This is a genomic window from Psychrobacillus insolitus (assembly GCF_003254155.1).
Classification (GTDB): Bacteria; Bacillota; Bacilli; order Bacillales_A; family Planococcaceae; genus Psychrobacillus; species Psychrobacillus insolitus.
Genome location: NZ_QKZI01000002.1, coordinates 216,879 through 240,522 on the forward strand (window position 1 = coordinate 216,879; position 23,644 = coordinate 240,522).

At 36.1% G+C, this 23,644-nt stretch carries 21 protein-coding genes; 14 read left to right on the forward strand and 7 right to left on the reverse strand.

Going from position 1 to position 23,644, the window contains the following annotated elements; translation table 11 throughout:
- Window positions 1–43 precede the first annotated feature (43 nt).
- The 4 genes from C7437_RS08320 to C7437_RS08335 all read left to right on the forward strand — a co-directional run bounded on the left by C7437_RS08320 (window position 44) and on the right by C7437_RS08335 (window position 4,354).
- Window positions 44–583 carry an HPP family protein gene (locus tag C7437_RS08320; protein ID WP_111439213.1) on the forward strand — a complete coding sequence of 180 codons (540 nt, stop codon included), beginning with the start codon at window positions 44–46 and terminating at the stop codon, window positions 581–583.
- Window positions 584–790: 207 nt separating this feature from the next.
- Window positions 791–2,911 carry a beta-propeller domain-containing protein gene (locus C7437_RS08325; RefSeq protein WP_111439214.1) on the forward strand — a complete coding sequence of 707 codons (2,121 nt, stop codon included), beginning with the start codon at window positions 791–793 and terminating at the stop codon, window positions 2,909–2,911.
- Window positions 2,912–3,144: 233 nt separating this feature from the next.
- Window positions 3,145–3,891, forward strand: coding sequence for a threonine/serine exporter family protein (locus C7437_RS08330; RefSeq protein ID WP_111439215.1), 747 nt, complete (start codon window positions 3,145–3,147; stop codon window positions 3,889–3,891).
- Between the two features lie 13 nt (window positions 3,892–3,904).
- Window positions 3,905–4,354 carry a threonine/serine exporter family protein gene (locus C7437_RS08335; protein ID WP_111439216.1) on the forward strand — a complete coding sequence of 150 codons (450 nt, stop codon included), beginning with the start codon at window positions 3,905–3,907 and terminating at the stop codon, window positions 4,352–4,354.
- Window positions 4,355–4,588: 234 nt separating this feature from the next.
- Here C7437_RS08335 and C7437_RS08340 read toward each other — a convergent pair whose 3' ends face one another.
- Window positions 4,589–6,601 carry a sensor domain-containing protein gene (locus tag C7437_RS08340; protein ID WP_111439217.1) on the reverse strand — a complete coding sequence of 671 codons (2,013 nt, stop codon included), beginning with the start codon at window positions 6,599–6,601 and terminating at the stop codon, window positions 4,589–4,591.
- A gap of 150 nt (window positions 6,602–6,751) precedes the next feature.
- On the opposite strand from C7437_RS08340, the gene C7437_RS08345 reads away from it, so the two are divergent.
- The 6 genes from C7437_RS08345 (at window position 6,752) to C7437_RS08365 (ending at window position 13,260) form a co-directional block, all read left to right on the forward strand.
- The gene (locus C7437_RS08345) at window positions 6,752–7,657 is read left to right on the forward strand and encodes a DMT family transporter (RefSeq protein WP_111439218.1); all 906 of its coding nucleotides are present in this window, start codon (window positions 6,752–6,754) and stop codon (window positions 7,655–7,657) included.
- Window positions 7,658–9,394, forward strand: coding sequence for an ABC transporter ATP-binding protein (locus C7437_RS08350; protein WP_111439219.1), 1,737 nt, complete (start codon window positions 7,658–7,660; stop codon window positions 9,392–9,394). It abuts the gene before it with no gap.
- A complete protein-coding gene (locus C7437_RS08355) occupies window positions 9,375–11,198 on the forward strand; it encodes an ABC transporter ATP-binding protein (RefSeq protein ID WP_211309992.1) in 1,824 nt (607 codons plus the stop codon). The genes C7437_RS08350 and C7437_RS08355 overlap by 20 nt, the downstream gene beginning before the upstream one ends.
- 10 nt (window positions 11,199–11,208) lie before the next feature.
- Window positions 11,209–12,066, forward strand: coding sequence for a GNAT family N-acetyltransferase (locus tag C7437_RS08360; RefSeq protein WP_111439220.1), 858 nt, complete (start codon window positions 11,209–11,211; stop codon window positions 12,064–12,066).
- 217 nt (window positions 12,067–12,283) lie between these two features.
- Window positions 12,284–12,451 carry a hypothetical protein gene (locus C7437_RS16955; protein WP_170122345.1) on the forward strand — a complete coding sequence of 56 codons (168 nt, stop codon included), beginning with the start codon at window positions 12,284–12,286 and terminating at the stop codon, window positions 12,449–12,451.
- A gap of 89 nt (window positions 12,452–12,540) precedes the next feature.
- The gene (locus C7437_RS08365) at window positions 12,541–13,260 is read left to right on the forward strand and encodes a glycerophosphodiester phosphodiesterase (protein WP_111439221.1); all 720 of its coding nucleotides are present in this window, start codon (window positions 12,541–12,543) and stop codon (window positions 13,258–13,260) included.
- A 32-nt stretch (window positions 13,261–13,292) separates the two neighbouring features.
- On the opposite strand, the gene C7437_RS08370 is transcribed toward C7437_RS08365, so the two are convergent.
- The 4 genes from C7437_RS08370 to C7437_RS08385 are packed head-to-tail and all read right to left on the reverse strand — an operon-like array spanning window position 13,293 to window position 17,036.
- Complete coding sequence (locus C7437_RS08370; protein ID WP_111439222.1) at window positions 13,293–14,300, reverse strand: FecCD family ABC transporter permease; 1,008 nt, start codon at window positions 14,298–14,300, stop codon at window positions 13,293–13,295.
- The gene (locus tag C7437_RS08375; RefSeq protein WP_111439223.1) at window positions 14,297–15,292 is read right to left on the reverse strand and encodes a FecCD family ABC transporter permease; all 996 of its coding nucleotides are present in this window, start codon (window positions 15,290–15,292) and stop codon (window positions 14,297–14,299) included. Before C7437_RS08375 ends, C7437_RS08370 begins: the two co-directional genes overlap by 4 nt.
- Window positions 15,293–15,311: 19 nt before the next feature.
- A complete protein-coding gene (locus C7437_RS08380) occupies window positions 15,312–16,238 on the reverse strand; it encodes an iron-hydroxamate ABC transporter substrate-binding protein (RefSeq protein WP_111439224.1) in 927 nt (308 codons plus the stop codon).
- A gap of 6 nt (window positions 16,239–16,244) precedes the next feature.
- On the reverse strand, window positions 16,245–17,036 hold the full coding sequence (locus C7437_RS08385; RefSeq protein WP_111439225.1) for an ABC transporter ATP-binding protein: 792 nt from the start codon (window positions 17,034–17,036) through the stop codon (window positions 16,245–16,247).
- Between the two features lie 122 nt (window positions 17,037–17,158).
- On the opposite strand from C7437_RS08385, the gene C7437_RS08390 reads away from it, so the two are divergent.
- Window positions 17,159–18,205 carry an NAD(P)/FAD-dependent oxidoreductase gene (locus C7437_RS08390; RefSeq protein WP_111439226.1) on the forward strand — a complete coding sequence of 349 codons (1,047 nt, stop codon included), beginning with the start codon at window positions 17,159–17,161 and terminating at the stop codon, window positions 18,203–18,205.
- Between the two features lie 75 nt (window positions 18,206–18,280).
- Here C7437_RS08390 and C7437_RS08395 read toward each other — a convergent pair whose 3' ends face one another.
- On the reverse strand, window positions 18,281–19,303 hold the full coding sequence (locus C7437_RS08395) for a DUF2804 domain-containing protein (RefSeq protein WP_111439227.1): 1,023 nt from the start codon (window positions 19,301–19,303) through the stop codon (window positions 18,281–18,283).
- Between the two features lie 113 nt (window positions 19,304–19,416).
- Here C7437_RS08395 and C7437_RS08400 point away from each other — a divergent pair, with 113 nt between their 5' ends.
- A complete protein-coding gene (locus C7437_RS08400; protein ID WP_111439228.1) occupies window positions 19,417–19,905 on the forward strand; it encodes an amidase domain-containing protein in 489 nt (162 codons plus the stop codon).
- Between the two features lie 317 nt (window positions 19,906–20,222).
- On the opposite strand, the gene C7437_RS08405 is transcribed toward C7437_RS08400, so the two are convergent.
- Window positions 20,223–20,798, reverse strand: coding sequence for a glycerol-3-phosphate acyltransferase (locus C7437_RS08405; protein ID WP_245909249.1), 576 nt, complete (start codon window positions 20,796–20,798; stop codon window positions 20,223–20,225).
- A gap of 216 nt (window positions 20,799–21,014) precedes the next feature.
- On the opposite strand from C7437_RS08405, the gene C7437_RS08410 reads away from it, so the two are divergent.
- Both C7437_RS08410 and C7437_RS08415 read left to right on the forward strand, forming a co-directional pair.
- On the forward strand, window positions 21,015–21,593 hold the full coding sequence (locus C7437_RS08410; protein ID WP_111439229.1) for a nitroreductase family protein: 579 nt from the start codon (window positions 21,015–21,017) through the stop codon (window positions 21,591–21,593).
- Window positions 21,594–21,829: 236 nt separating this feature from the next.
- Window positions 21,830–23,596, forward strand: a complete 1,767-nt coding sequence (locus C7437_RS08415; RefSeq protein WP_111439230.1) for a PhoX family protein — start codon at window positions 21,830–21,832, stop codon at window positions 23,594–23,596.
- Window positions 23,597–23,644: the final 48 nt, after the last annotated feature.

The following is a 23,644-nucleotide window of genomic DNA, read 5'->3' on the forward strand; positions in this document are numbered from 1 at the left end:
AGTATCGAAATTTATGTCTGTTGAAAACCTGGAGTGATATACAATGGAGAATGATGTTATAAAAGAAGGAAATCTGTTAAAATGTTATTTCAGTAAAATGAAAGGTGATACTCCGATTACTCAACACTTTTCAGTTGTAGATGCACTGATTGGAGCTTTTGGAGGATTTATTTGTATTTTTACATTTCTTGAGCTAGCCGAATTAACCACTCCAATATGGATATTGGCATCGTTTGCTCCGAGTGGTATGCTCGCTTTTATTGCATGGAATGCACCTGTTGGACAACCTAGAAATATTATAGGAAGTCACCTAATCGCTTCTTTTATCGGAATTAGCATGCAAAACTTATTTGGATCAACCCCACTACTGATTAGTATAGCTGTTTGTCTAACTATTTTTTGTATGCTTTTGACAAGAACATTCCATCCCCCAGCTTGTGGTAACGCACTTATCATTATGATTGAAGGGTATAGTTGGAGTTTTTTATTTACCACGGTGCTTTTAGGAACTATCATAATTATTCTTTACGCATTGATCATAAATAATTTGCATCCTAGAAGGAAATATCCAATGTATTGGTAATACATATTTGAAAAATACATAAAAAGCGACTAATAGACTTCTAAAGCTCCTCGTTCTCATTTATCCTATCACCATAAGTTTGGTCCAAAGTGAACCGTAAAAGTACGTATAGAAAAGGGGTACTTTTGCGCCTTTCTTAATAATATGTAACCAATTGGTGAATTTTGAGTCTAATGGATTAACTATGTAATTGAAAGGGTGATTGGGATGAAAAAGTGGATTATATCAATTGTTGTTGCATGTATATTATTGGCAGTAGGGCTATCATTTTTTACGAAACAAACAATAAGTGCACAAAATGTTATTTTGTCTAATCAACTATTTACAGCAGATCTTTCAACAGCTATTAACCAAGATGCATGGGAAAAAGGAGAAGTGTATTTACTGAATCAGAAAGAGAATAAAGTTAATGCACAACATAAAATAGCCGAAGATGGTAAATCTATTGAAATTTCAGGGCTTGAAGAAGGTGCGTACACTTTATTTGTGAAAAAGAAACTGGGAATAGGAAAAGCAAGATTTATGTTCCATGTTTATAAAGAAATTCAATCCATTCAATCAAAACAAGAACTAACAGACTACTTTACAGCGGTTCAAAAAGTAATAGGTGATATGAACATAGGTGTGATGGAAGAGGCAGAGACGACTTCAGAAAGCAAAGATTCTGCTACTGCTGAAGGTGGCGGAGATTACTCCACAACGAATAACCAGGTAGAAGGTGTAGATGAAGCAGATTCAGTGAAAACAAACGGAACACATATATTTACACTGAGTGATAACAAAGTAGTGATCATAAATGTGGAGGATCCAGCAAACTTGAAAGAAGAAACAAAATTACAATTAGATAATGATTTTTATCCAACACAACTTTTATTGTCGGGTGAAACATTGATGGTTATCGGTCAAAAAAATATGTATCACACATTAGAAAAAGGAATGAATGCACGCAGTATGGAGAAAATTGGTATGCCGATGGATTCCATGACAACTGTCTATTTTTACGACATATCTAATCCAACATCACCTAAGTTGGAAAGAGAGATTGCAACAGAAGGTTACTTGAATGGAGCTCGTTTGACGAATAATACACTCTATTATGTAACAACTTTCTATCCTAACTACTGGGGAATGGAAGAAGATTCAAAAATAGAGTTACGCCCACATACATTTGACTCGATGGTTGAGGGAGCCGAAGTTACCGCGATACCATATAAAGACATCGCAATTCTACCAAATACAATGCAAGGTTCATATAGTGTAATTACAGCTATTGATCTAGAAAATCTAGCAGAAAATGCCGTAATAACAAAAGGTTATCTAGGTGGTAGTGAACAACTGTATATGTCGAAAGAAAATCTGTATTTAACTGCTGGTATTTACGAGTCTGAAGATTTACAAGCGAATACCATGATTTGGAATTCAGGTACGATGAATACAGAAGTATTCAAGTTTGCACTAGAAAAGACAAATATCCAATTCGTTACATCTAGTAGAATAACTGGGTCCATTCTAAATCAGTTTTCTATGGATGAGCATAATGGCTATTTCCGAGCAGTCACAACAAAAGGAAACAACTGGAATGACAATGAACCTGCTGAAAATAATCTATTCATTTTAGATGAAGGGATGAATATAGTTGGCTCACTCACAGGACTTGCTAAAGAGGAAAGAATCTATTCTGCAAGATTTATGGGGGACAAAGCCTATATGGTGACGTTTAAAGAAACAGATCCACTATTCGTCATTGATGTTGCGACTCCAACAGCTCCAAAAGTGTTGGGAGAATTGAAAATCCCAGGATTCAGTAATTACTTGCATCCATTAGATGAAACTCATTTAATCGGTTTTGGTTATGAAACTAAATCCGTTGCGCAATCAGGATCCAAGGAACCAATCATTATGACGGAAGGTATGAAGGTCTCCTTATTTGACGTCACAGATTTTGAAAATCCAAAAGAGCTTGATACGGAAATTATTGGAGGTCAAGGAACCTATTCGCCGATTCAATACGACCATCATGCACTGTTCGAACACAGCGGGAAAAATCTATACGGATTCCCTATTTCTGTTTATGAGCAATCAGAAAGTAATCAGTATACAGACTTTAAACAAGATGGAGCGCTAATATACGAAATTACTCCTGAAAATGGAATCATCTTAAAAGGAAATCTATTGAAACAAAAAACGGAAAACCAGCAATATGAAGAATGGGAAAAGAGCATTCAACGCATGACTTATGTAGAAAACACTTTATTCACAATCGCCATGCAAGAAATTATTAGTTATAACTTAAATACGTTTGAACAAATTAGTAAATTAACTTATTGAAATAGTTGCGATAGAGGAACGTCACAAGTTCAAGGTCAGATATAGCAAGTTAAAATGGAAACATCGCAAGTTCAACCAAACAAAGGTGACTCCCAATCAAACAATTATTTGATTGGGAGTCACCTTTTTTTCTGTAGTATAATATATTTATTTCAGAAAAATTTTCGGTTTGGATTGTTTTTAATTAGACTGTCGGATAAGATTATCCTATCAATAGAAGGAAGGTGCACTAATTGGAGACCCCAGACTACGAACTTGCGGTAGAATGCTGTTTGCTTGCTGGCCGTTTGATGATGGAAAGTGGTGCAGAAACATATCGGGCAGAGGATACTATGGACCGAATGGCTAATTCACAGCAACTGACAGAGTCACAAAGCTTTGTGACACCAACTGGAATCATTTTTAGTGGTACTAAAAAAAAACCTACACGATTAGTTCGTATTAATAATAGAAATACAGATTTAGAAAGAATTGCAGCAGTAAATGCTGTATCAAGAAAACTAGCAAATGCTGAAATTAACTTAGAAGAAGCTTATATAGAACTAGTGAAAATAGAAACAGAACACAAAGTGTTCCCATTTTGGATTCAAATAATTGCTGCTGCCTTTGCATCTGGAGCATTTCTTTTAATGTTAGGTGGAGAGATAATGGATGTTCCAACAGCAATTATTGCAGGTGGAATAGGTTATGCTGTCGCAAGTATGGTGGAGGTAAAAACAAGAGTCAAATTTTTTGCGGAGTTTTTAGCTGCATTATTCATTGCGTTGATTGCTACAGGTTCCGTTTCCCTTGGGCTAGGGATTGAAACCGATAAAATAATAATTGGTTCAGTCATGCCTTTAGTACCAGGACTTCTCATAACAAATGCTGTACGTGATTTAATGGCGGGGCATTTTGTTTCCGGATTGTCAAAAGGAGCAGAAGCAGCACTAACTTCATTTGCGATAGGTGTTGGCGTAGCGTTAGTACTATCATTTTAAGGGGGAGCTAATGATGTATTATATCGTACAAGGGCTTCTAGGTTTTATAGCAGTTTCGGCTTTTGGAATTTTGTTTAATGCCCCTAAAAAAGCTTTGATACCATCTGGTTTAGTTGGTATGACAGGTTGGCTAATCTATATTTTTATTGATGAAGTAAGTGGAAATCCTATTCTTTCCTCTTTTTCAGGTGCATTTACCATTGCGTTTATTGCACATTTATTTTCTAAAAGTTATAAAATGCCTATGATTATTTTTAGTGTTGCGGGTATTATACCACTTGTTCCGGGAGGGATTGCGTATAATTCAATGCGTAATATGGTACTGAGCAATTATGCGGTTGCAATGGAAAATGTTGTACTGGCATTAATGATTTCAGGTTCGATTGCAATGGGCTTAGTTTTCGCAGAAATTATTACTCAACTTTCTTCGAAGGTAATAGGTAGATTAAAAACAAAACCGTGAATAGAGGCAGAAAAGGTTCTCCTCTCTTATTCCCCAAAGCATTTGCCCTTTTTCCTTCGATGTTTTAGGGGAGCGAAGGATAAACAAAAGTAATAGGATGACCGAAAAAATTGAGGAGCTACGTGACGCAGTCACGTAGCTCCTTTTCGAATTCTCGTTTATTATATTTCAATAAGTTTTGTCTAAAGCAGACCGTAAAAGTCCATATAGAAAAAGGCGCTTACGCTTTTCTTCTTAAAACAGTTTTTCTACTTCTTCTGCAGAAATTGGAGGGCTAATATAATATCCTTGAAGTGCATCGCATCCAAACTCTTTTAAAAGCAAGTACTGTGACTCATGCTCTACACCTTCTGCAACAACACGAACACCTAAAGAATGCCCTAAATGTATTAGACCTTGAACTAATTTTTTTTGCTTCTCTAGTCCTGTAATCGAGCTAATAAATGAGCTGTCTATTTTCATTTCATCAATAGGGAGCAGTTGTAAATAGTGAAGTGATGCATATCCAGTTCCAAAATCATCTAAAGTGAACGTAACTCCATCCTGTTGCAATTTGCGCATTTGTCCAATAATCGACTGTTCACCTTCTGCTTCTATTGCGAATTTTTCAGTGAACTCAATTTGCAATAAACTAGGCGAACAATTGTATTTTTCTAACACCTTTCGAATCGTTTTCACCATGTTTTTATCACGAAACTCGCGAATAGAAGAATTATAGCTAACTTTTACTGGAATCTCTTTTCTCTGCCAAATGGCTGCTTGTTCACAGGCTTTTTCTAAAACGAAAGTTCCTATTTCGTTTATCAATCCTGTTTCTTCAGCAATAGGAATCAGTTCATCTGGAGAAACAGTACCAAGTACTTCATCCTCCCAGCGAACTAGAGCTTCTACAGCAATCACTTTTCCAGTTGCAACATCTACTTGTGGTAAGTACATTACGTGTAAATCATTGTGATCAAGGGCTAAAAGTAATCTTTTTTCTATTTGGATTCTTCGGCTCAATTTATAATGGTCTGATTGAGAAAGGATGGCAATTGAACCGCCACCTTCTTTTTTAATCTTTTGGATTGTTGTGGTGGAAGCTTTCAATAAATTTATATAGGTTTGCTGGTCTTCAGGAAATTTAGTGATACCACCACTTACTGTTAAAGGAATCATTTTATTGTTTAAATAAATAGGCTTCTGTTTTAAAAAATAAATAAACTCTTGGATATACCAATCACTTAGTGGCGTAATAAGTGCAAATTCATCTCTACTAGTTCTTGCAATTATGGAATCTCTAAAATATACTTTTAATCGTTTCGTAAATTCGGTTAATAACATTGTTTCTGTTTGATCATTGAAAATTTCTTTTAATGTATAAAATTGGTCAATAGAAATATACACAAATGAGAAATGTTTGCTATCTCGAATATATTCTGCAACAATTTCCTCTAAACGATGTCTACTTATTAATCCAGTTTCAGTATCAACATATGCAATTTGTTCCAGTTTAGTTTGTAATAATTTTTTTTCTGTAATTTCTTCTTCTAATAATAAATAATATAGTAGGTTTTTTTGTGAGTCGGTAATAGGTATCACCAAAAGATTTACCCAATAGATTTGACCAGTTTTAGTGATTTTTTCAATAGGGCCATAGAAGTTTTCCCCATTACGAATCTTTTTAACAATCACCTCAGCTTTTGCAACATGATCAGGTGTATTCGGTATTAACTGCCAAAAAGACTTACCAAGAACTCTTTTAGGCGTCCATTTACTGCTACTCAAAAATTTGTCATTTGCATGAATGACTATTCCATCTTTGTCTAAGTAGACAAGCATAAAAGATTCTGATAACCCTTTTTTTAAGAGTTGTAGCTCTATAAAACTCGTATTTTCTGTATTTTGAATGTCGGCAAAATTAATTTGAAATAAGGAAAATCGTTCATTTTCAAAAGGAAAGGACTTTGCAACAATAGAAGCAGTAAAACTGTCCCCATTCTGATGATATAAAGGAACAGAGTCAAATTGAAGAGGATCGAGACTTCTCGATAAGCTTTCCCAAATATCGGTAAAATGGTCATCTAAATTACGATCAAATAAAGGAACGTATTTACCTTTTACGTCATCTGATTTGTAACCGAAACTTTTTTCTGCCTCATCACTCCACCAAATGATATGACCATGCATGTCTGTCATGAACATTGGATACGGTGTATGATTGGAAATAAGTCTACTTGCTTCTAATAATTCCTGAATATGATGCATATTCACGACTCCTTTTAATTATCTTGATATTCATTATATAGAAGGAAGGGTAATTAGTCATTATTAGTGAAGAAGTTTCAATGGAATATTTAAAATATAGGTAATTAGTTGTTTTTAAAAATGGTAGCAGAGTAGAATGAGGTGTGTTAAATGGAGCGTTGGAAAGGGATTGTCCTAATTGTTATCGGTTCTATTCTTTGGGGAGCGACTGGACCGATGATTGAATGGGTTTTGGGCAATAATAGTATGGCTGTTTCGTTTTTTCTAACTATCCGGTTAGTTAGTGCAGGTGCATCTATACTGGTATTTTTAAAACTTAGTGGAAAGTCAGTTATGGCGATTTGGAAAGAAAAGTTCTGGTTAATGCAATTATGTATATTTGGGATATTTGGAATGCTGGGTGTGCAATATACATTTGTTGCAGCAATTGAAGCGAGTAATGCATCTATTGCAACATTAATGCAATTTTTAGGTCCAATTTATATTGTATTATTCTTTTCTTGGAAGAGTAAGATGTTTCCTCCAAGGTATCAAGTCGTAGGGATTATAGGGACTCTTTTAGGTTTGTTTTTATTGTTAACGAATGCAGATATTAGTAAATTGTTGATTAGTAATGAGGCGTTGCTTTGGGGCCTAGGAGTAGGAATTGCCTTTTCGATCTATACAGTTTATCCCGCAAGACTTATGAAGGAATGGGGAGTCTTGGTCGTAGTTGGTTGGGGAATGTTAATAGGTGGAACTGTTCTTGCGCTAGTCTCAAAAATATGGCGTTCGGACGACTGGGGACAATTAGTAGAGTATCCTGTGAATTTTTTGGTTGTTATTATTATTTTAATCGGTACAATTGCATTTATTCTTTTCTTATCTAGTATGAAATACATTACGGCAGTAGAAACAAGTATTTTATCGAGTATTGAACCATTAACTGCTTTGATCATTTCGGTAATTTGGTTAGGGCAAGTACTAGGTTTGTGGCAATATGTTGGCGTGATTGTGATGCTATTATTTGTTACATGGCTCTCGATTGCTGGCCAAGGTAAAAGGGGTGTTGTGTAAGTGAAAACAGTTTTTTCTTTTCTGTCTCCGTATAAATGGCTTGTTGTTACAGCATTATTTTTCATGTTAATTGAACTATCAGTGGAACTTATTCAACCATTATTAATCAAGATTATTATTGATGACGGGATAGTAGCTGGAGACCAACAAACGATACTCTTTTGGGGTAGTATCATGTTAGGACTATCTCTACTTGCTTTTATAGCTGGGATTATTAATACATTTATAGCTTCACATGCAGTGCAAAGTTATGGATTTGATATTCGCCAAGCGCTTTTTAAAAAGGTTCAATCGTTCACGATGGCTACTTTTATAAAATTTCCAACTGCAAGTTTGATCACTCGATTAACGAATGATGTAACAATGACGCAAAATGTTATTTTTATGGGACTTCGTATTATGCTGAGAGCCCCTTTAATAGTTGTTGGAAGTATTATAATGGCGTTCTTTGTTCAACCATATTTGGCATTATTTTTAGTAATCAGCGCTCCGTTTTTAGTCATATTCCTTTATATCATGAGTAGAAAAGGAATGACTTTATTTGGCAAGGTACAGCGAAGTGTAGACCGAGTGACACGGAAAATTCAAGAGAATTTACAGGCCGTTCGATTAATCAAAGCTTATCTCAGAGGGAATTATGAATCCAACCGGTTTTCTACTGTAGCAGCTACGTTGAAAACGGATAACGTCAAGGCGTTCCGAATAATGGAGTTTATATTGCCAGTCCTATTATTTGTGATGAACGTTAGTTTAATGGCGGTGCTTTGGTTTGGTGCAAAAGAAATGCAGACAGGCGATGTACAAATAGGAGAGTTAGTTGCGATTGTTAACTATGCGATGCGTATGACAGGAGCATTTTCTATGTTTTCATTTATTATCATTTTCTTTTCAAGAGCAAAAGCTTCTGCAGATCGAATGGAAGAAGTGTTACTTGAAGAAGATGGTATTGAAGAAATTGATGGTAACTCTCATATAACGGCACCGAATTCAGGGGAAATTGAATTCCGACATGTGTCATTTCATTATCCAACAACGGACATACCAGTTTTAAAAGATGTGTCATTTACTATTAAGTCGGGATCAAAACTTGCCATAATGGGAGCGACGGGGTCTGGTAAATCGACATTATTAAACTTAATCCCTCGATTTTTTGATGCAACTAAAGGTGAAATTTTGGTGGATGGAGTAAATGTGAAGGAATGGCAACTAATGGAGCTGAGAAAAGTGATTGGTTTAGTTCCTCAGCAGTCCATATTATTCACAGGGAGTATTGAAGAAAACTTACGCTTTGGAGATTCCACTGTGGATGGGGAGTTATTAAAAGAAGCGGCCAAACAAGCTCAAATTCATCATTCGATTGAACAATTTCCAGATCAGTATAATACGAGAGTAGGGCAAAAAGGGGTTAATCTATCCGGTGGGCAAAAGCAACGTTTGTCTATCGCGCGTGCATTGGTTAGAAAACCAACCATTTTGCTATTGGATGATAGTACAAGTGCACTGGATGTATCAACGGAGAATGCTTTATGGCAGGCTTTAGAAGATGAGAAATCGACCATGTTAGTCATCACACAAAAAATTAGAACAGCAAAAGGTGCAGATCAGATTCTATTATTAGAAGAAGGAAAGGTATCCGCGTATGGAACACACGCACAGTTGTTAGAAAGCTCTTCTTTATATAAAGAAATTGCAAAATCACAGCAGGAGGGAGACGATTATGTTGAACTTCATTCGTAAACCTTTTGGATATGAGCCTATTCTGACTAAAGAGGATCTAAAGAAAAGCACTAAAAAGAAAGTAGAAAAAGCATCTGACTGGAAGGGTGTTTTAAGCCGCATTTGGAAACTAGTAGACGAGCAACGCTTTTTGTTAATCATTGTATTATTACTAGTAGTAGTTAGCTCTGCATTATCTTTACTTGGCCCATATATGATTGGTATTATTATTGATAAATATATTACCCAAAGTGTATTTGTAGGACTAGCTAAAATGATTGGCCTATTAGTTATTGTATATGTATTTCTTTCGATTTCTTTGTATATGCAAAGCTATTGGATGATTGGAATTGCACAACAAACTATTTACAGATTACGTACAGGCCTTTTTGAACACCTACAAAAATTACCAGTATCATTTTTTGATAAACGACAACACGGCGAACTTATGAGTCGGATGACGAATGATATTGAAAATGTAAGCCAAACATTGAATTCGTCTTTTATACAGGTATTTTCAAGTGTTCTAACTTTAGTTGGTACTACTGTAGTTATGCTGTTGTTAAGTCCGCTGCTTACAGCTGTAACTTTGACGATTGTACCGTTTATGTATTTTGCGATGAGATGGATTACAAAGCGTACATCGAAATTGTTTAAGGAACAGCAACAAGCAGTCGGTGATTTGAATGGAATGATTGAAGAAACGATTTCTGGACAACGAATCGTCAAAGCATTTTCGCAAGAAAGTCGTATGTTAGAAGAGTTTACAGTAAAAAGCGAACGTCTGAAAAGAACTGGATTTTGGGCTTTAACGTATTCTGGATTTATCCCAAAAGTGATGAACTTATTAAATAACACAAGCTTTGCATTGGTAGCGGCAGTAGGCGGGGTATTGGCGTACAAAGGCTCTGTGACAATCGGTGAAATAGTTATTTTCACGGAATATGCACGACAATTCACCCGTCCTTTAAATGATTTGGCGAACCAATTTAATACAGTTTTATCTGCCATAGCGGGAGCAGAGCGCGTATTTTCGATTATGGATGAACCTGCAGAAGTGGATGCAGCAAATGAAAACAAAGACTATCAACTTAAAGGAAATGTGACGTTTGAGCATGTGACATTCCGTTACAATAAAGAGGATGAAACACCTACGATCCAGGATGTTTCTTTCCATGTGGAAGCAGGTAAAATAGTAGCATTAGTTGGGGCAACTGGAGCAGGTAAAACAACCATTATGCAGCTACTGGCGCGTTTCTATGAAGTAAATGAAGGAACAATTTTGATAGATGGCATTCCAATGGAAAATTTGCCGAGGTTTACATTGCGGAGCCAAACAGCATTTGTTTTACAAGACCCGTTTTTATTTGAAATGACGGTCAAAGAAAACATACGTTATGGTAAGTTAAATGCAACAGATGAACAATTAATTGATGCTGCAAAACAAGCAAATGCTCATGACTTTATCATGAAATTACCGGATGGATACGACACCATCCTAAGTGCAGATGGCGGAGAAATTAGCCAAGGTCAAAAGCAGTTATTATCCATTGCTAGAGCGCTTGTAGCAGATCCTGCCATTTTATTATTGGATGAAGCAACATCCAGCATTGATACAGTAACGGAGCTTAAAATTCAAGAGGCATTGGAATACTTGATGGAAGGTAGAACTAGTTTTGTCATTGCACATCGATTGAATACAGTTCGTAAAGCAGATCTTGTATTTGTCATGGAACAAGGAAAATTAATCGAAGCTGGATCACAGAAGGATTTGTTAGAGAAACAAGGGACTTATTACAAAATGTTAACTAATTCGAAAATTTGAGGAGTATATTATGCAATTATCATTTATGACTGTTTCGATACCAATAGATACGGAAACATTGGATGAAATAAAGGGATTACTGGAAGAAGCTAAAGAAAATTATACGTCTCTATTAAGTATAGATGGATTAATGGATTCTTTTTTAAAAGGATTTTGTGTACTAGTTTATGATGATGAAAAGGATAAATTAGTCGGGGTTTTAACAGCTAGTGACCGAATGGCGACGGGAGATTATGAGTGGAGTGCGTTTGTTTCACCATCAGTTCGCAGACAGGGAATTGGGCAGCGATTATTAATGGAGCTAAATCATGAGTTAGAAATTCGTGGGGCTGTATACGATTTGGCTTTAGTATTCGAGGAAGGAAAAGCTGGTCAACATTTATTGCGAAAAAATGGATATTTCCATGACTTTTCTGAACGTACAATGGTAGCGGATGCAAATGTAAATTTCGTTTTAAATGATGTAGAAATATTACTTTTTAGTACAGAAGAGTCAGAGGTTGTTACGGTGTTAGTAAATGCTTTCGGAGACTCAGAGGATGAAGCAAAAGAAATGATAGCATTTACTACAGCTACACCTAACCGAAGATTAATGATTGCAAAATTAGAAGGCAAAATTGTTGGTACAGTTTCTATTATAGAAGAGTCTGACAAGCTTTGGGTCACAGGTCTTGCAGTTCATGAGACAGCAAGAGGACAAGGTGTTGCAACTACTATTCTAAACTGGACTAAAAAAGAAGCGTTTGACTTAGGAAAAGCTCATGTTTATTTAGATGTGGAAACGGATAATGATAGGGCCCTGTCTTTATATGAAAAGGTAGGATTTGAATTGATTAATCATACGAAATTTTATACCAAGCATAGATGAAATTGAAAAGCCATGAGCCAAGTGTTCATGGCTTTTTGTTGCTTATAATGTATAGGATAGTAATGGTAATACCTACACTGTACTTATTACCTGGATTCATATAGAAAAAGGGAGGACAAATCTTTTACAAACTCTCAACATAATTATCCTATCCCCTTCATAAACTTACTATAGGATGAATGGTGTACAAACATTCAATCGAAAAGGAGCGATTTTATTGGGTTTAAACGAACGCAATGTAACGATGAAAGTTTCGAATAAATGGTTGAATACATTATATATCACTTCTATAAGTAAACAAGTTCAAACGAGTTTACAATGGATCATTCTGAAAAAAGCTCGCCCACCTAAGTATAAATACATCCCACTTGCTCCTCGGGAGTAGTTAATCGTACACCGCCTCTTTGTTTTGGAGGTGGTGTTTTATCATTTAAAATAGGGTATTTTTAATAAAAATGAACGGAGGTCTAACGTATGAAAATATATGCACATAGAGGCTCTTCGGGGACACATCCAGAAAATACAGTGGCTGCATTTAAAGAAGCTGCATCTCTCCAAATACACGGAGTCGAATTTGATGTCCATATGACGAAGGATGAAGAGCTAGTAGTTGTTCATGATGAATCTATAAATCGCACATCAAATGGTCAAGGTTTTGTTAAGGATATGACACTAAAGGAACTAAAAGAATATGACTTTGGCGAATGGTTTACTGCAGATTTTAAAGGGGAAAAAATCCCTACATTACGAGAAGTTTTATATATTTTTAAAGATACACATCATCACATCAATATTGAATTGAAATCAGATGTATTTCCTTATGAAGGAATGGAACAAAAGGTAATTCAAATGTTAGGGGAATACAGATTAGAGGATCGAGTAGTGATTTCTTCTTTTAATCATGAAATGGTTCAACAAGTAAAGAAGCTCGCACCTCATATCGAAACAGCTATTTTGTTCATGGAAGTGATGATTGCACCTCATGAGTATGCGGAAATAGTTGGAGCAGATGCACTACATGCATTTTTCCCTACTGTTCTTCGTCCAATGGGGAAGGAAGCTGTGGCAAGTGGAAAACAAGTTCGCGTGTTCACGGTGAATGACGAACAATATGCAGATGTGCTAAAAGAAATTGGAGTGCATGCTATTTTTACTGATTTCCCTAAAAAGATGTACAATTATTTGAAGAAATAAGAAATGGACTGCAATAAACCGCAGTCCATTTTTTATTTCTTCATTAGTAAATACATAAAGTATGGTGCACCAATTAGGGCGACCATCACTCCTGCAGGAATCCCATTAGGCTCAATGACATTTCGACCAACTGAATCTGCAAAAAGTAGTAACCATCCTCCGATTAATAATGCTACCGGTATAAATAATTGATGTCTAGGTCCGACTAGTGACTTGGCAATATGAGGAGCCATTAAACCAATAAATGCAATACCACCTGTAACGGAAACTGCAGATGCAGCTAATGCAACAGCGGTTAATAAAAGGATAATGCGTTCTTTTTCAATCGCAACACCAACACCAATTGCTACAGGCTCACTAAGTCCTAAAAGATTTAACTTGTTCGCTTTATACAGAGTAAACGGGATAAGAATAACCAACCAAGGTAGAAGAGCCAGTATAAACGGCCAATCTGCTCCCCAAATGTTTCCTGCTAACCATTTAGAGATAAAATCTACTTTTTCACGTTCCGCTGATGAAATCAGGAGAATCATCAATCCCGATAAAGCCATTGAAAACCCAATCCCAACAAGAACTAAGCGTACTGGTTGCAATCCAACTTTTCGATCATAAGACAACAAATAAATGAGCAAAGCAGTAAGAAGTGCACCTGAAAATGCAACGATCGGTAGCATATAAACAAAAGAACCAGGATCAATTGGAGAAAATAAGAAAAAGAGTGCAATAGCTACTCCAGCACCAGAGTTAATCCCGATAATTCCTGGATCAGCTAAATCATTTCGAGTAATTCCTTGCAATATAACCCCCGATAAAGCAAGTGCCATTCCCGCAAGAAACGTAATAATGATACGTGGTAAACGAATTGAAAATAATACAAACTCTTCTTTAAAAGTGCCATAACCAAACAAAGTCGGTAATAGGCGTTCGAAAGATAAAGTAGAGAACCCAATACCGGCACTGATAACAGCAGTAATGCCTACAAGTATTATTAAAACAAGCATGACAATCCGCTGTTTTTTGATTAGCTCTTGTGGAATCATCGGAATGTTCCTCCTTTACGAACGATAATAAGGAAGAAGGGTAGACCCATAACGGCAATAATAGCAGCAACAGGAGTTTCCCATGGAATATTAATCGTACGACCAACAGTATCGGCAAACAACATTAAAATTGCACCGACAATCATAGACATAGGAATAATGAATCGATAATCAGTTCCGACAATTGCTCGTACCATATGAGGTACCATTAGACCTACAAAAGCCATGTTTCCAACAAGTGCTACAGCTGCACCTGCAAGTAAAATGACAACAATAAATAAAATCGTTTTTACTTGAATGGTTTTTTGTCCTAGTCCAACCGCAACTTCTTCATTTAAACTTAATATAGTTAATTGTCTAGAGAATAAAAGAGCAACAACACTCCCAATGGCTATAAAAGGTATGATAATGGCTAGTTGATTCCATGTCGTTCCAATGATACCACCAGCTGTCCACATAGAAACATTCTTCGAAATCTTAAAGTAAATTCCGACTCCATCTGCAATTGCGTATAAAAAAGCTGAAACAGCAGCCCCAGCTAACACGATGCGAAGGGGGGAAAAACCGCCTTTTTTCATAGCTCCAATACCAAATACCATTATTGCCCCAACAGCAGCTCCAATAAAACAAGCGATTGTAATTCCCAAATAACCCACGCCGGGGAGGAGTGCAATGGTAATGGCTAGCGCAGCATTTGCTCCAGAAGTTAACCCCAGTAAGCCAGGGTCTGCAAGTGGATTTCTAGTAATCCCTTGCATGATTGCACCTGAAACAGCAAGGGCGGCACCCACTACCATCGCAGCCACCTCTCGGGGGAAGCGGATTTCTTGTAAAATATTTATCTGATCGCTCGATTTATTCGTAAATAAAGCTTGCCATACATCGCGAATCGAAGTCTCAGCAGCACCAAAGGCCATCGCAATGCAGAACATAATAATAAGTAACATGATTCCAATGATGAACGTCAAACTCATATTCTTAGATGGTTTCATAAAATCGAAGTCCTTCTCATTACTTACTGTTTAAAAATTTGTCTTTGAAGAATTCAAGCTGGTAATCTAATGAAATGGGATCATTAAAATAAAACTCTTCTGCATTTGCTTTAAATACTTGTCCATTTTGAACAGCTGGAATATTTTTATATACATCTGTTTCTTGGAATGAATTATCTTGATCTGATACTTTACTAAAAATCACATAGTCTCCTGCATATTCAGGGAGTACTTCTAAAGATAATGCGTAATAACCAGCTTCTAATGCCATTTCTGATACTTTCTTGGGCATATTTAATCCCATAGCTTGATAAAGTATTTCTGTTCCACGACCCCAGTTATCTCCAAATACATATAATTGTTTGTCAAAATTCTCAATAACTGAAACAGTAGCATCTTCACCGATTTCAGCTTTAATTTCTTCTCCAGCAACTTCAGCACGTACTTTAAAGTCATCAACCCACGATTGTGCTTCTTTTTCTTTATTTAATAATTTCCCGATTTCGATATGTTGTGTTAAATAATCTAATTTTCCATAAGTGAATGTAACGGTTGGTGCAATTTCTTTTAGTTTATCTAAGTTTTGTGCAGTAGAAAGTCCAATAATTAAATCTGGATCTAGTTCAATAATTTTCTCTAAATTTTCTTCTGAAATTTCATCCACATCCGCTAAATAGCTATCATATTGTGGATTGTTTTTTGACCAAGCATCCACACCAACTAGATTTACATCAAGTGCTAATACGTTACCAGCATAAGTTGATACAACAACAACACGTTGTGGATTAGCGGGCACTTTTATAGGACCTTCTTCTGATTCATATGTAATCGTCGTAGGTTCTTCGGTTGCGACAGGTTCTTTTGTTTCTTCCTCGGACGTTTCGTTATTACACGCAGCTAGGATTAATACGAATAATAGCAATGCTGGGAATAGAATTTTTTTCATGTTGTTTTATTCTCCTCTTAATAAGTTATAGGTAGTGCACATAGGTTTCTTCGTACGTGGATCGATTCCGATTTCTGCATCAATTTGGAACACATCACGCAATACTTGTTTAGTAATAACTTCTTCGCACGTTCCTGCTTTTACAACATTGCCTGATTTTAAAGCAATAATATAGTCTGCAAAGCGTGCTGCTTGATTGAGATCATGCAGTACCATCACAATTGTTCTTTTTTCTTCTCGATTGAGTTTTTGGAGAAGCTCGAGTACTTCTAATTGATGTGCCATATCTAAATACGTCGTTGGCTCATCTAAAAATATTATTTCTGTCTCTTGGGCAAGGGCCATCGCAATCCAAACACGCTGACGCTGTCCACCAGATAGAGAATCTACAGGGAGATATTTGAACTCACTAGTACCTGTTACTTTTAGAGCCCAGTCGATCACTTCATAGTCCTTTGTCGATAGTCGACCAAAACCAGTTTGATAGGGAAAGCGACCATACGATACAAGCTCACCTACTGTCAGACCACTTGCATTTTCAGGTGCCTGAGGTAAGATAGCCATCTTTTTTGCGAGTAGTTTCGTATTTTCCTTAGCCACAATTTTTCCATCTAATACTACGGCACCAGATTGATAGGGAATCACTCTAGTTATAGCCTTAAGAAGTGTAGATTTCCCACATCCGTTTGAACCGATTATTGTTGTAATCTTTTGGTCTGGTATTTGCACGGACAGTTCTTTAATGATCGTTCGCTCGCCATATCCAATGGACAAGTCATCTGTGTAAAGGCGTACCATTCTAAAACCTCCAAACTAATGGTTGCATAAATAAATGATAACGATTATCATTATCATAAGTGTTACTATATTGAATTAAAAGATTAATGTCAACATATTATTTTTATAGGAGACCTGAGAAGATGACAAATATATTCGATGTGACGATTATTGGGGGCGGCCCAGCAGGGCTGTATTCAGCATTTTATAGTGGATTGAGAGAAATGAAGACGAAAATCATTGAATTCCAACCCCATTTAGGTGGAAAAATCCATGTCTATCCAGAAAAAATGATTTGGGACGTAGGTGGACAAACGCCAATTTCTGGTGAGCATCTAATCGGGAAATTAGTGCAGCAAGGTCTCACATTTGACCCTGAAGTGGTATTAAATGAGAAGGTGGAGTCTATAACGAGAGACCGTCAAGGTATTTTTTGTATGGAAACGACTTCTGGTCAAATGCATTTTTCCAAAACAATTATTTTAGCGGTAGGTGGGGGAATATTAAACCCACTAAAATTGGATATTGAAGGTGCTGAAAGGTTTGAAGTAGGTAATTTAAATTACACGGTGAAATCAATTCAACGTTTTAAGGGGAAAACAGTTGTGATATCTGGTGGAGGAAATGCAGCAATTGATTGGGCAAATGAACTAGAACCGATTGCCAAAAAAGTATACGTAACATATCGAAAAGAAGCGTTGAATGGACATGAAGCGCAAGTAAGTCAATTGTTAGAAAGCACAGTTACATGTTTTTTCAATACATCTATTTCGAAACTAATTGCTAGTGAAAGCCATGATATGATTGAGCGTGTAGCGCTATCGAATCATAAAACTGGGGAAGTATCCTTCTTACCTATTGATGAAGTTGTGATTAATCATGGATTTGAAAGAGATGCGGAGCTATTGAAAAATAGTGCTGTGGATATTGCATTGATAGATGATTTTTATGTAGCTGGATCAAGCTCAAGTGAATCTTCTGTTCAAGGTATTTTTGCAGCAGGAGACATACTCGCGCATCCGGGAAAACTGCATCTCATAGCTGGAACTTTTGTGGATGCAGCAAACGCGGTAAACAAAGCAAAACAATTTATTCAACCAGATGCAAGTGGAGTAGCAATGGTTTCTTCTCATAATGAACTATTTAAGGAAAGAAACAAAGAAGTGAAGAAAATGATTCTTTCCAACTAACTAGAGAAAATACACAAATAGATATAAAAAAGGCTACATCTAAGGAGATATCACTTAGAAAGCAGCCTTCTTTTGTTACCATTTAGCTTTGTGCTCTTCAATACAGCCAAGCATTTCTCGAATGTACAGTGTTGGCCCATTCTCTAGTCGGATTATGCCGTTATAATATCCCATCATCTGATTTACTTCAGAGGAGATAAGTTTTATATCTGTTTTTGCAACACGGTGGAAGAAAGGAGTGAAAGTTAAATTTACTTCATGGGTAAATTTAGATTTAACATGCCATGGTAGCATGAAATTAGTAGGATTATAGTCGAACAATACATCCTCATGAATTTTGGTAAGTTTCCCATCAATGATAATAGCATTTTCTGTCATCCCTGTTCCATCTGTCCACTTACCACCAAAGTTTAATCCAATTCTTCTCGTTCCTACTCTTTGAGATGCAAATCCCCAATTCCAATTAGCTTGTCTTGGCCAAATGCCTCTCCCATAATCGAGTACAGCATAATTATCTTCATCTTGAAAAGCATAGCGGGCTTCGCCAAACTTTACAAAGCCCTTTGTAGGTAGGATGTGATGCTTAGCTGTGAATTGAAACTGGGTACGGTTCCAAGGAATTACTACATTTAAAGAGTCATCTTCAGGAGGATGTGATATATGTAAGTCAGCATGTAATAGCTCGCCGTCAAAATCTGGAATTGTTATTGTCATATGTGTTTCATTTTGCATATATAAAAGTTGAATAGACATCTCTTTGGAGTGAACTTGAACACTCTCTAAAACATGAGTTGGCATTTTAACTTTGTTTCCTAAAGGAATAGTGACTGTTTTTTCTACATAGCGCTGTGTTTCATAATTTAAGAAATAAACAAAACATACAGCCGCATAATCTAAATGACTAATTGTTGCAGAAAAAAGAATTTCATCTCCAAATACACACCAATAATTCCACTTTTTCTTTCGCATATAGTGACCTTTTAAATTGCTTTCTATGAGCGGCTTCTTTGCAAATCCGATTGCTTTTGGATTTAAATTACCTTTCTCATCACAAAGTAAAGTAGGTTCAGTAATTTCTTTTTCTGCATGCTGTGGCAACAGTAATCTTCCTTTCTACAAAAGTCATTTATGTAAAAATTTCATATTATCTTTTAATACTAGCATATATTCCAAGCTAACACATATAAACATAAATAGAAGGGAGTGGAGGATTGGCGACCTATAATCGAGCCGCTGCAGTAGCATATGCGGAAAAGTGGTGGAATAGTAATAATCCAGCTTTTCCTATATTCGATGTAGATTGTACCAACTATATTTCACAATGCTTGCTTGCGGGTGGTGCACCCATGAGAGGTAAGCCAAATAGAGAGAAAGGCTGGTGGTTAGGCAATAATACCTGGAGTTTTAGTTGGAGTACTCCTCATTCACTTAGATGGTATTTAGCTGGCTCAACTATTGGGTTACAAGCTACCCAAGTTGATACTCCAACTAAACTGATTCCTGGAGATCTTATTTTTTATGATTTCCAAGGAGATGGTAGATATGATCATTCTACAATTGTAACGAGTATACAAAACGGAATGCCTTATGTAAATGCACATACGAATAATAGTAGGAATCGATTTTGGGATTATACGAACTCCTATGCACATACACCTAATACAAGGTATATTTTCTTTCATGTGAAAGACCAATTTTAATGAAGAAAAGCGGAAGCGCCTATTTCTGCGTAAGGCAGGCAAGGCGGCTTACGCTAGACAGATATTATGTAGAAATCTTATATACTTTCTTATCTGTATAAGAAAACCGTAAAAGCGCCCTATTTCTATATGGACGTTGTCGGTTCGCTTTGGAGCAAACTCATATAATAGAACAAACGAGAAAAACAGTAGAGGAGATACGTGACACGGTCATGTAGCTCCTCTACTGTTTTCGGTCATCCTATTACGATGGAAAAATTGTACATCCTGCGTTCCAAGTCGATGAAATTCTTATTATGGTAAATACCACATAACAGCTAATATTTTTTCTTCCACCAAATTGCATTCCAAGATTCGATCAAGTCAAAGCGATGGCGAATGAGAATAAGTAGGACTGCCAATGAAAGAGGCCAGGTATGATGGAATTCATAATACAAGCCACTAATCAAAGTATATGTCAAAAAAGCAAAAGCCATACTTACAGTAGCGCTTCTTAATAAGGCGATTAGTAGGATGAAACAAGCAACCAAAATTCCGAAAAGAAAAGGATTAAAGGTAAGTGTAACACCTATAAATGTAGCAATTCCTTTTCCTCCTTTAAATTTTAGCCAAAATGGATATATATGTCCTAATATAACTAGTAAACCACCCATTGCAACTGCCCAAGGAGTGAAATTAAAATAAAAGCCGATAAAAATAATGAGTATTCCTTTGAGTGCATCACCTAAAAAAGTTAAGAGAAATGCTGTTTTACCTAAAACAACTCCAGCATTTCGTGCACCTAAATTCCCGCTCCGAATAGAGCGTAAATCTATTTTTTTCCACTTCCCAATCCACCAAGCAGTAAGGAGATTACCTAATAGGTAACTAAATATCCAGTAGAAAAATATCATTTTAACACCTCAGTTTAGTTTTAAACTTAATAAAAATAAAAAAGTTTAATTGTTAACTATAATAAACAAGATACATATTTATTCGTTACGTTTATTTTACACCATTTACCAATGAGTGAAATATTTCTTTATTAATTATCAAGACTGTTCATATGAAAGGGAAATTGGTATGATAGGAGTAATCATTAATGTATAAAAAAGGGAGTTTTTTCAAATATGACGAATCAATCATTATCTGTTCGCGATGCGATCATTCAAAGAAGATCTATAAAGGCGTATAACGGGCAACCTGTTGAAAGAGAAGAATTATTAACGATTTTGGAGGATGCAGTTTGGGCTCCCAATCATCAACTAAGAGAACCATGGCGTTTTGTTGTTGCATGTGGCAAAGAACTTTTCGATCTATATGAGGTTCTAAAAGAGTTCGCAATTCCAAAATGGAAAGACCTAACAGCAGAAGATTTAGAAAAACAAATGAAAAAGTTCACGACTCCGGGTGGGTATGTGTTTGTAATCGTTCCTGAAGATATTCGTCAAAAAGAACGTTTAGAAGATTACGCTGCAGCAAGTATGCTAATTCAGAATGTGCAATTGCTTGCTTGGGATAAAGGAATTGGATCTTGTTGGAAAACACCAGGATTTTTAGATAATCCAAAATTCCGTGAGGCACTTGGTGTACAATCCGGAGAAAGAATTATTAGCATGCTCCAACTAGGTTATTATGATGAAATGCCTAAAGCAGCAAAACGTACAAGTGTGGATAAATTGATTACGATATTTGGTGAAAGTAAATAAAAATTACATAGATTCTTGGAATCTGAACTGAACTAGTTAATATGGAATGATTTAAATAGGTGACTTTTTGTTCGATTTTGAACGAAAAGTCACCTTCTTCATGTTCTATTTTACCTATGAAAATATAAAATTTTAAAATTAACACTATATTAACATTTTTTGTATTCTTCATTAACAATCTTACTTTATATTAAGAATGTATCACAAGAATAACAAAAAATTAGGAGGTAGAAATGATGAAGAAAAGAAAAATTCTTATTCCGTTATTCACTCTAGCTATAATATTTCCATCTGCAACCAATGTATTTGCAGATCCACTAAAACCTGCTCCGGTAAAATCAGTTGAGTTTATAGGTATGGAGGCTCCTAATTCTGTTTTAGAAAAATCAAAGATGTATAGTGAAGCATCAGTATTAGTAACATATAATGATGGTAATCAAAAGACGATTCCTTTAGAATATAAATCCTTGCTTCAACCTGGAGATACCATAAACGGTAAAATCGTAGGGGCAGCTTATGATGCTTCGGGCAAGATAATTACAAACGCTGAAGGACAGCCTATTATCTCATCTGCACCAGATAGTAATACTCTTCTAAGTGTGAATGGAAAAAGCGGGAAATTGTATATGGTAAATCATTATGAATCGTTTCCTGGCAATTCTATCGGAAACATGCCAGAAGCTATGTTTTTAAATACGGTCGAACAAAATAAGAAAACAGGAGAACTTACTGTTACAGATATAAGTCCAATTGATTTTTCCTCGTACGGAGGAATTTGGACACCTTGTGCAGGAAGTCTATCTCCATGGAATACTCATTTAGGAAGTGAAGAATACGAACCTGATACAAAAGCCCATGAAGCGAATCCTGAAAAGTCTTCTGTTACACAATTTGCTCGTAATTACTATCAAGACGATAAAATCCTTGGAAATCCATATATGTATGGTTATGTTCCAGAGGTATCGATTAATCCTAACGGGACAGCTAAAGCTGTGAAACACTTCAGTATGGGACGTCTTTCATTTGAAAATGTAAAAGTAGCACCAGATAATCGCACAGTTTACTACGGCGATGATGGTTCTTATACGATGGCATTTATGTATGTTGCAGATAAAGAAAAAGACTTATCGGCAGGAACATTATATGCAGCAAAGTGGATTCAAAAAAATGATCAAAATGGTGGTTCAGCTGACTTAGAATGGATTAAACTTGGACATGCAACTGATGCTGAAATTAAAAACCTTGCTGAAAACTTAACATTCAGTGACATATTTGAAACAGCTGAGAATGCTGAATTTGGAGAGAAAAACGGATTCGAGCGAGTTAAAACGGCTGGAAGAGATGAATGGTTAAAGGTGAAGCCAGGCATGGAAAAAGCTGCTGCATTTTTAGAATCACGTCGTTATGGTGCACTCCAAGGAGCAACTTCTGAATTTAACAAGATGGAAACAGTTGAAATGAATGTAGCGGATAACAAAATGTATATGACAATGTCGAATATTAGCGGTGGAATGGAAGCTAATTCTAATGACCCTGTTGATGATATTCAAGTTTCTAAGGTAAAAGCTGGTGGCGTTTACGAAATGAGTTTAACGGATAGTCAAAAAGATCGTGCTGGTGAGAAAATAGACAGCGATTATGTGGCAAATGAAATGACAGGTCTAGTATTTGGAGAAGATCTTGCTTCTAAAGATGCTGCGGGAAATACTGCAAATCCTGAGAAAATAGCTAGCCCGGACAATATTGCTTACTCTGAAAAGATGAGAACATTATTTATTGCTGAGGACGGTAAAATGCACCACAATAATTACGGTTGGTCTTATAATGTGGATACAAAGAAACTTTCCCGTATTATTTCTGCTCCAAATGGTGGTGAAGTTACTGGTATCCAAGCAATTGATGATTTAAATGGATTCACTTATCTTATGGCTGGTTCTCAAGGGCCCGGAAATGTTGGTTATTTAGATGGACTTCCATCTCTTGCAGATAAACCAAAGAAATAGATTATAGAAATCTATAAGAAATAATTAAAAAGTCACCGCAGGAAAATG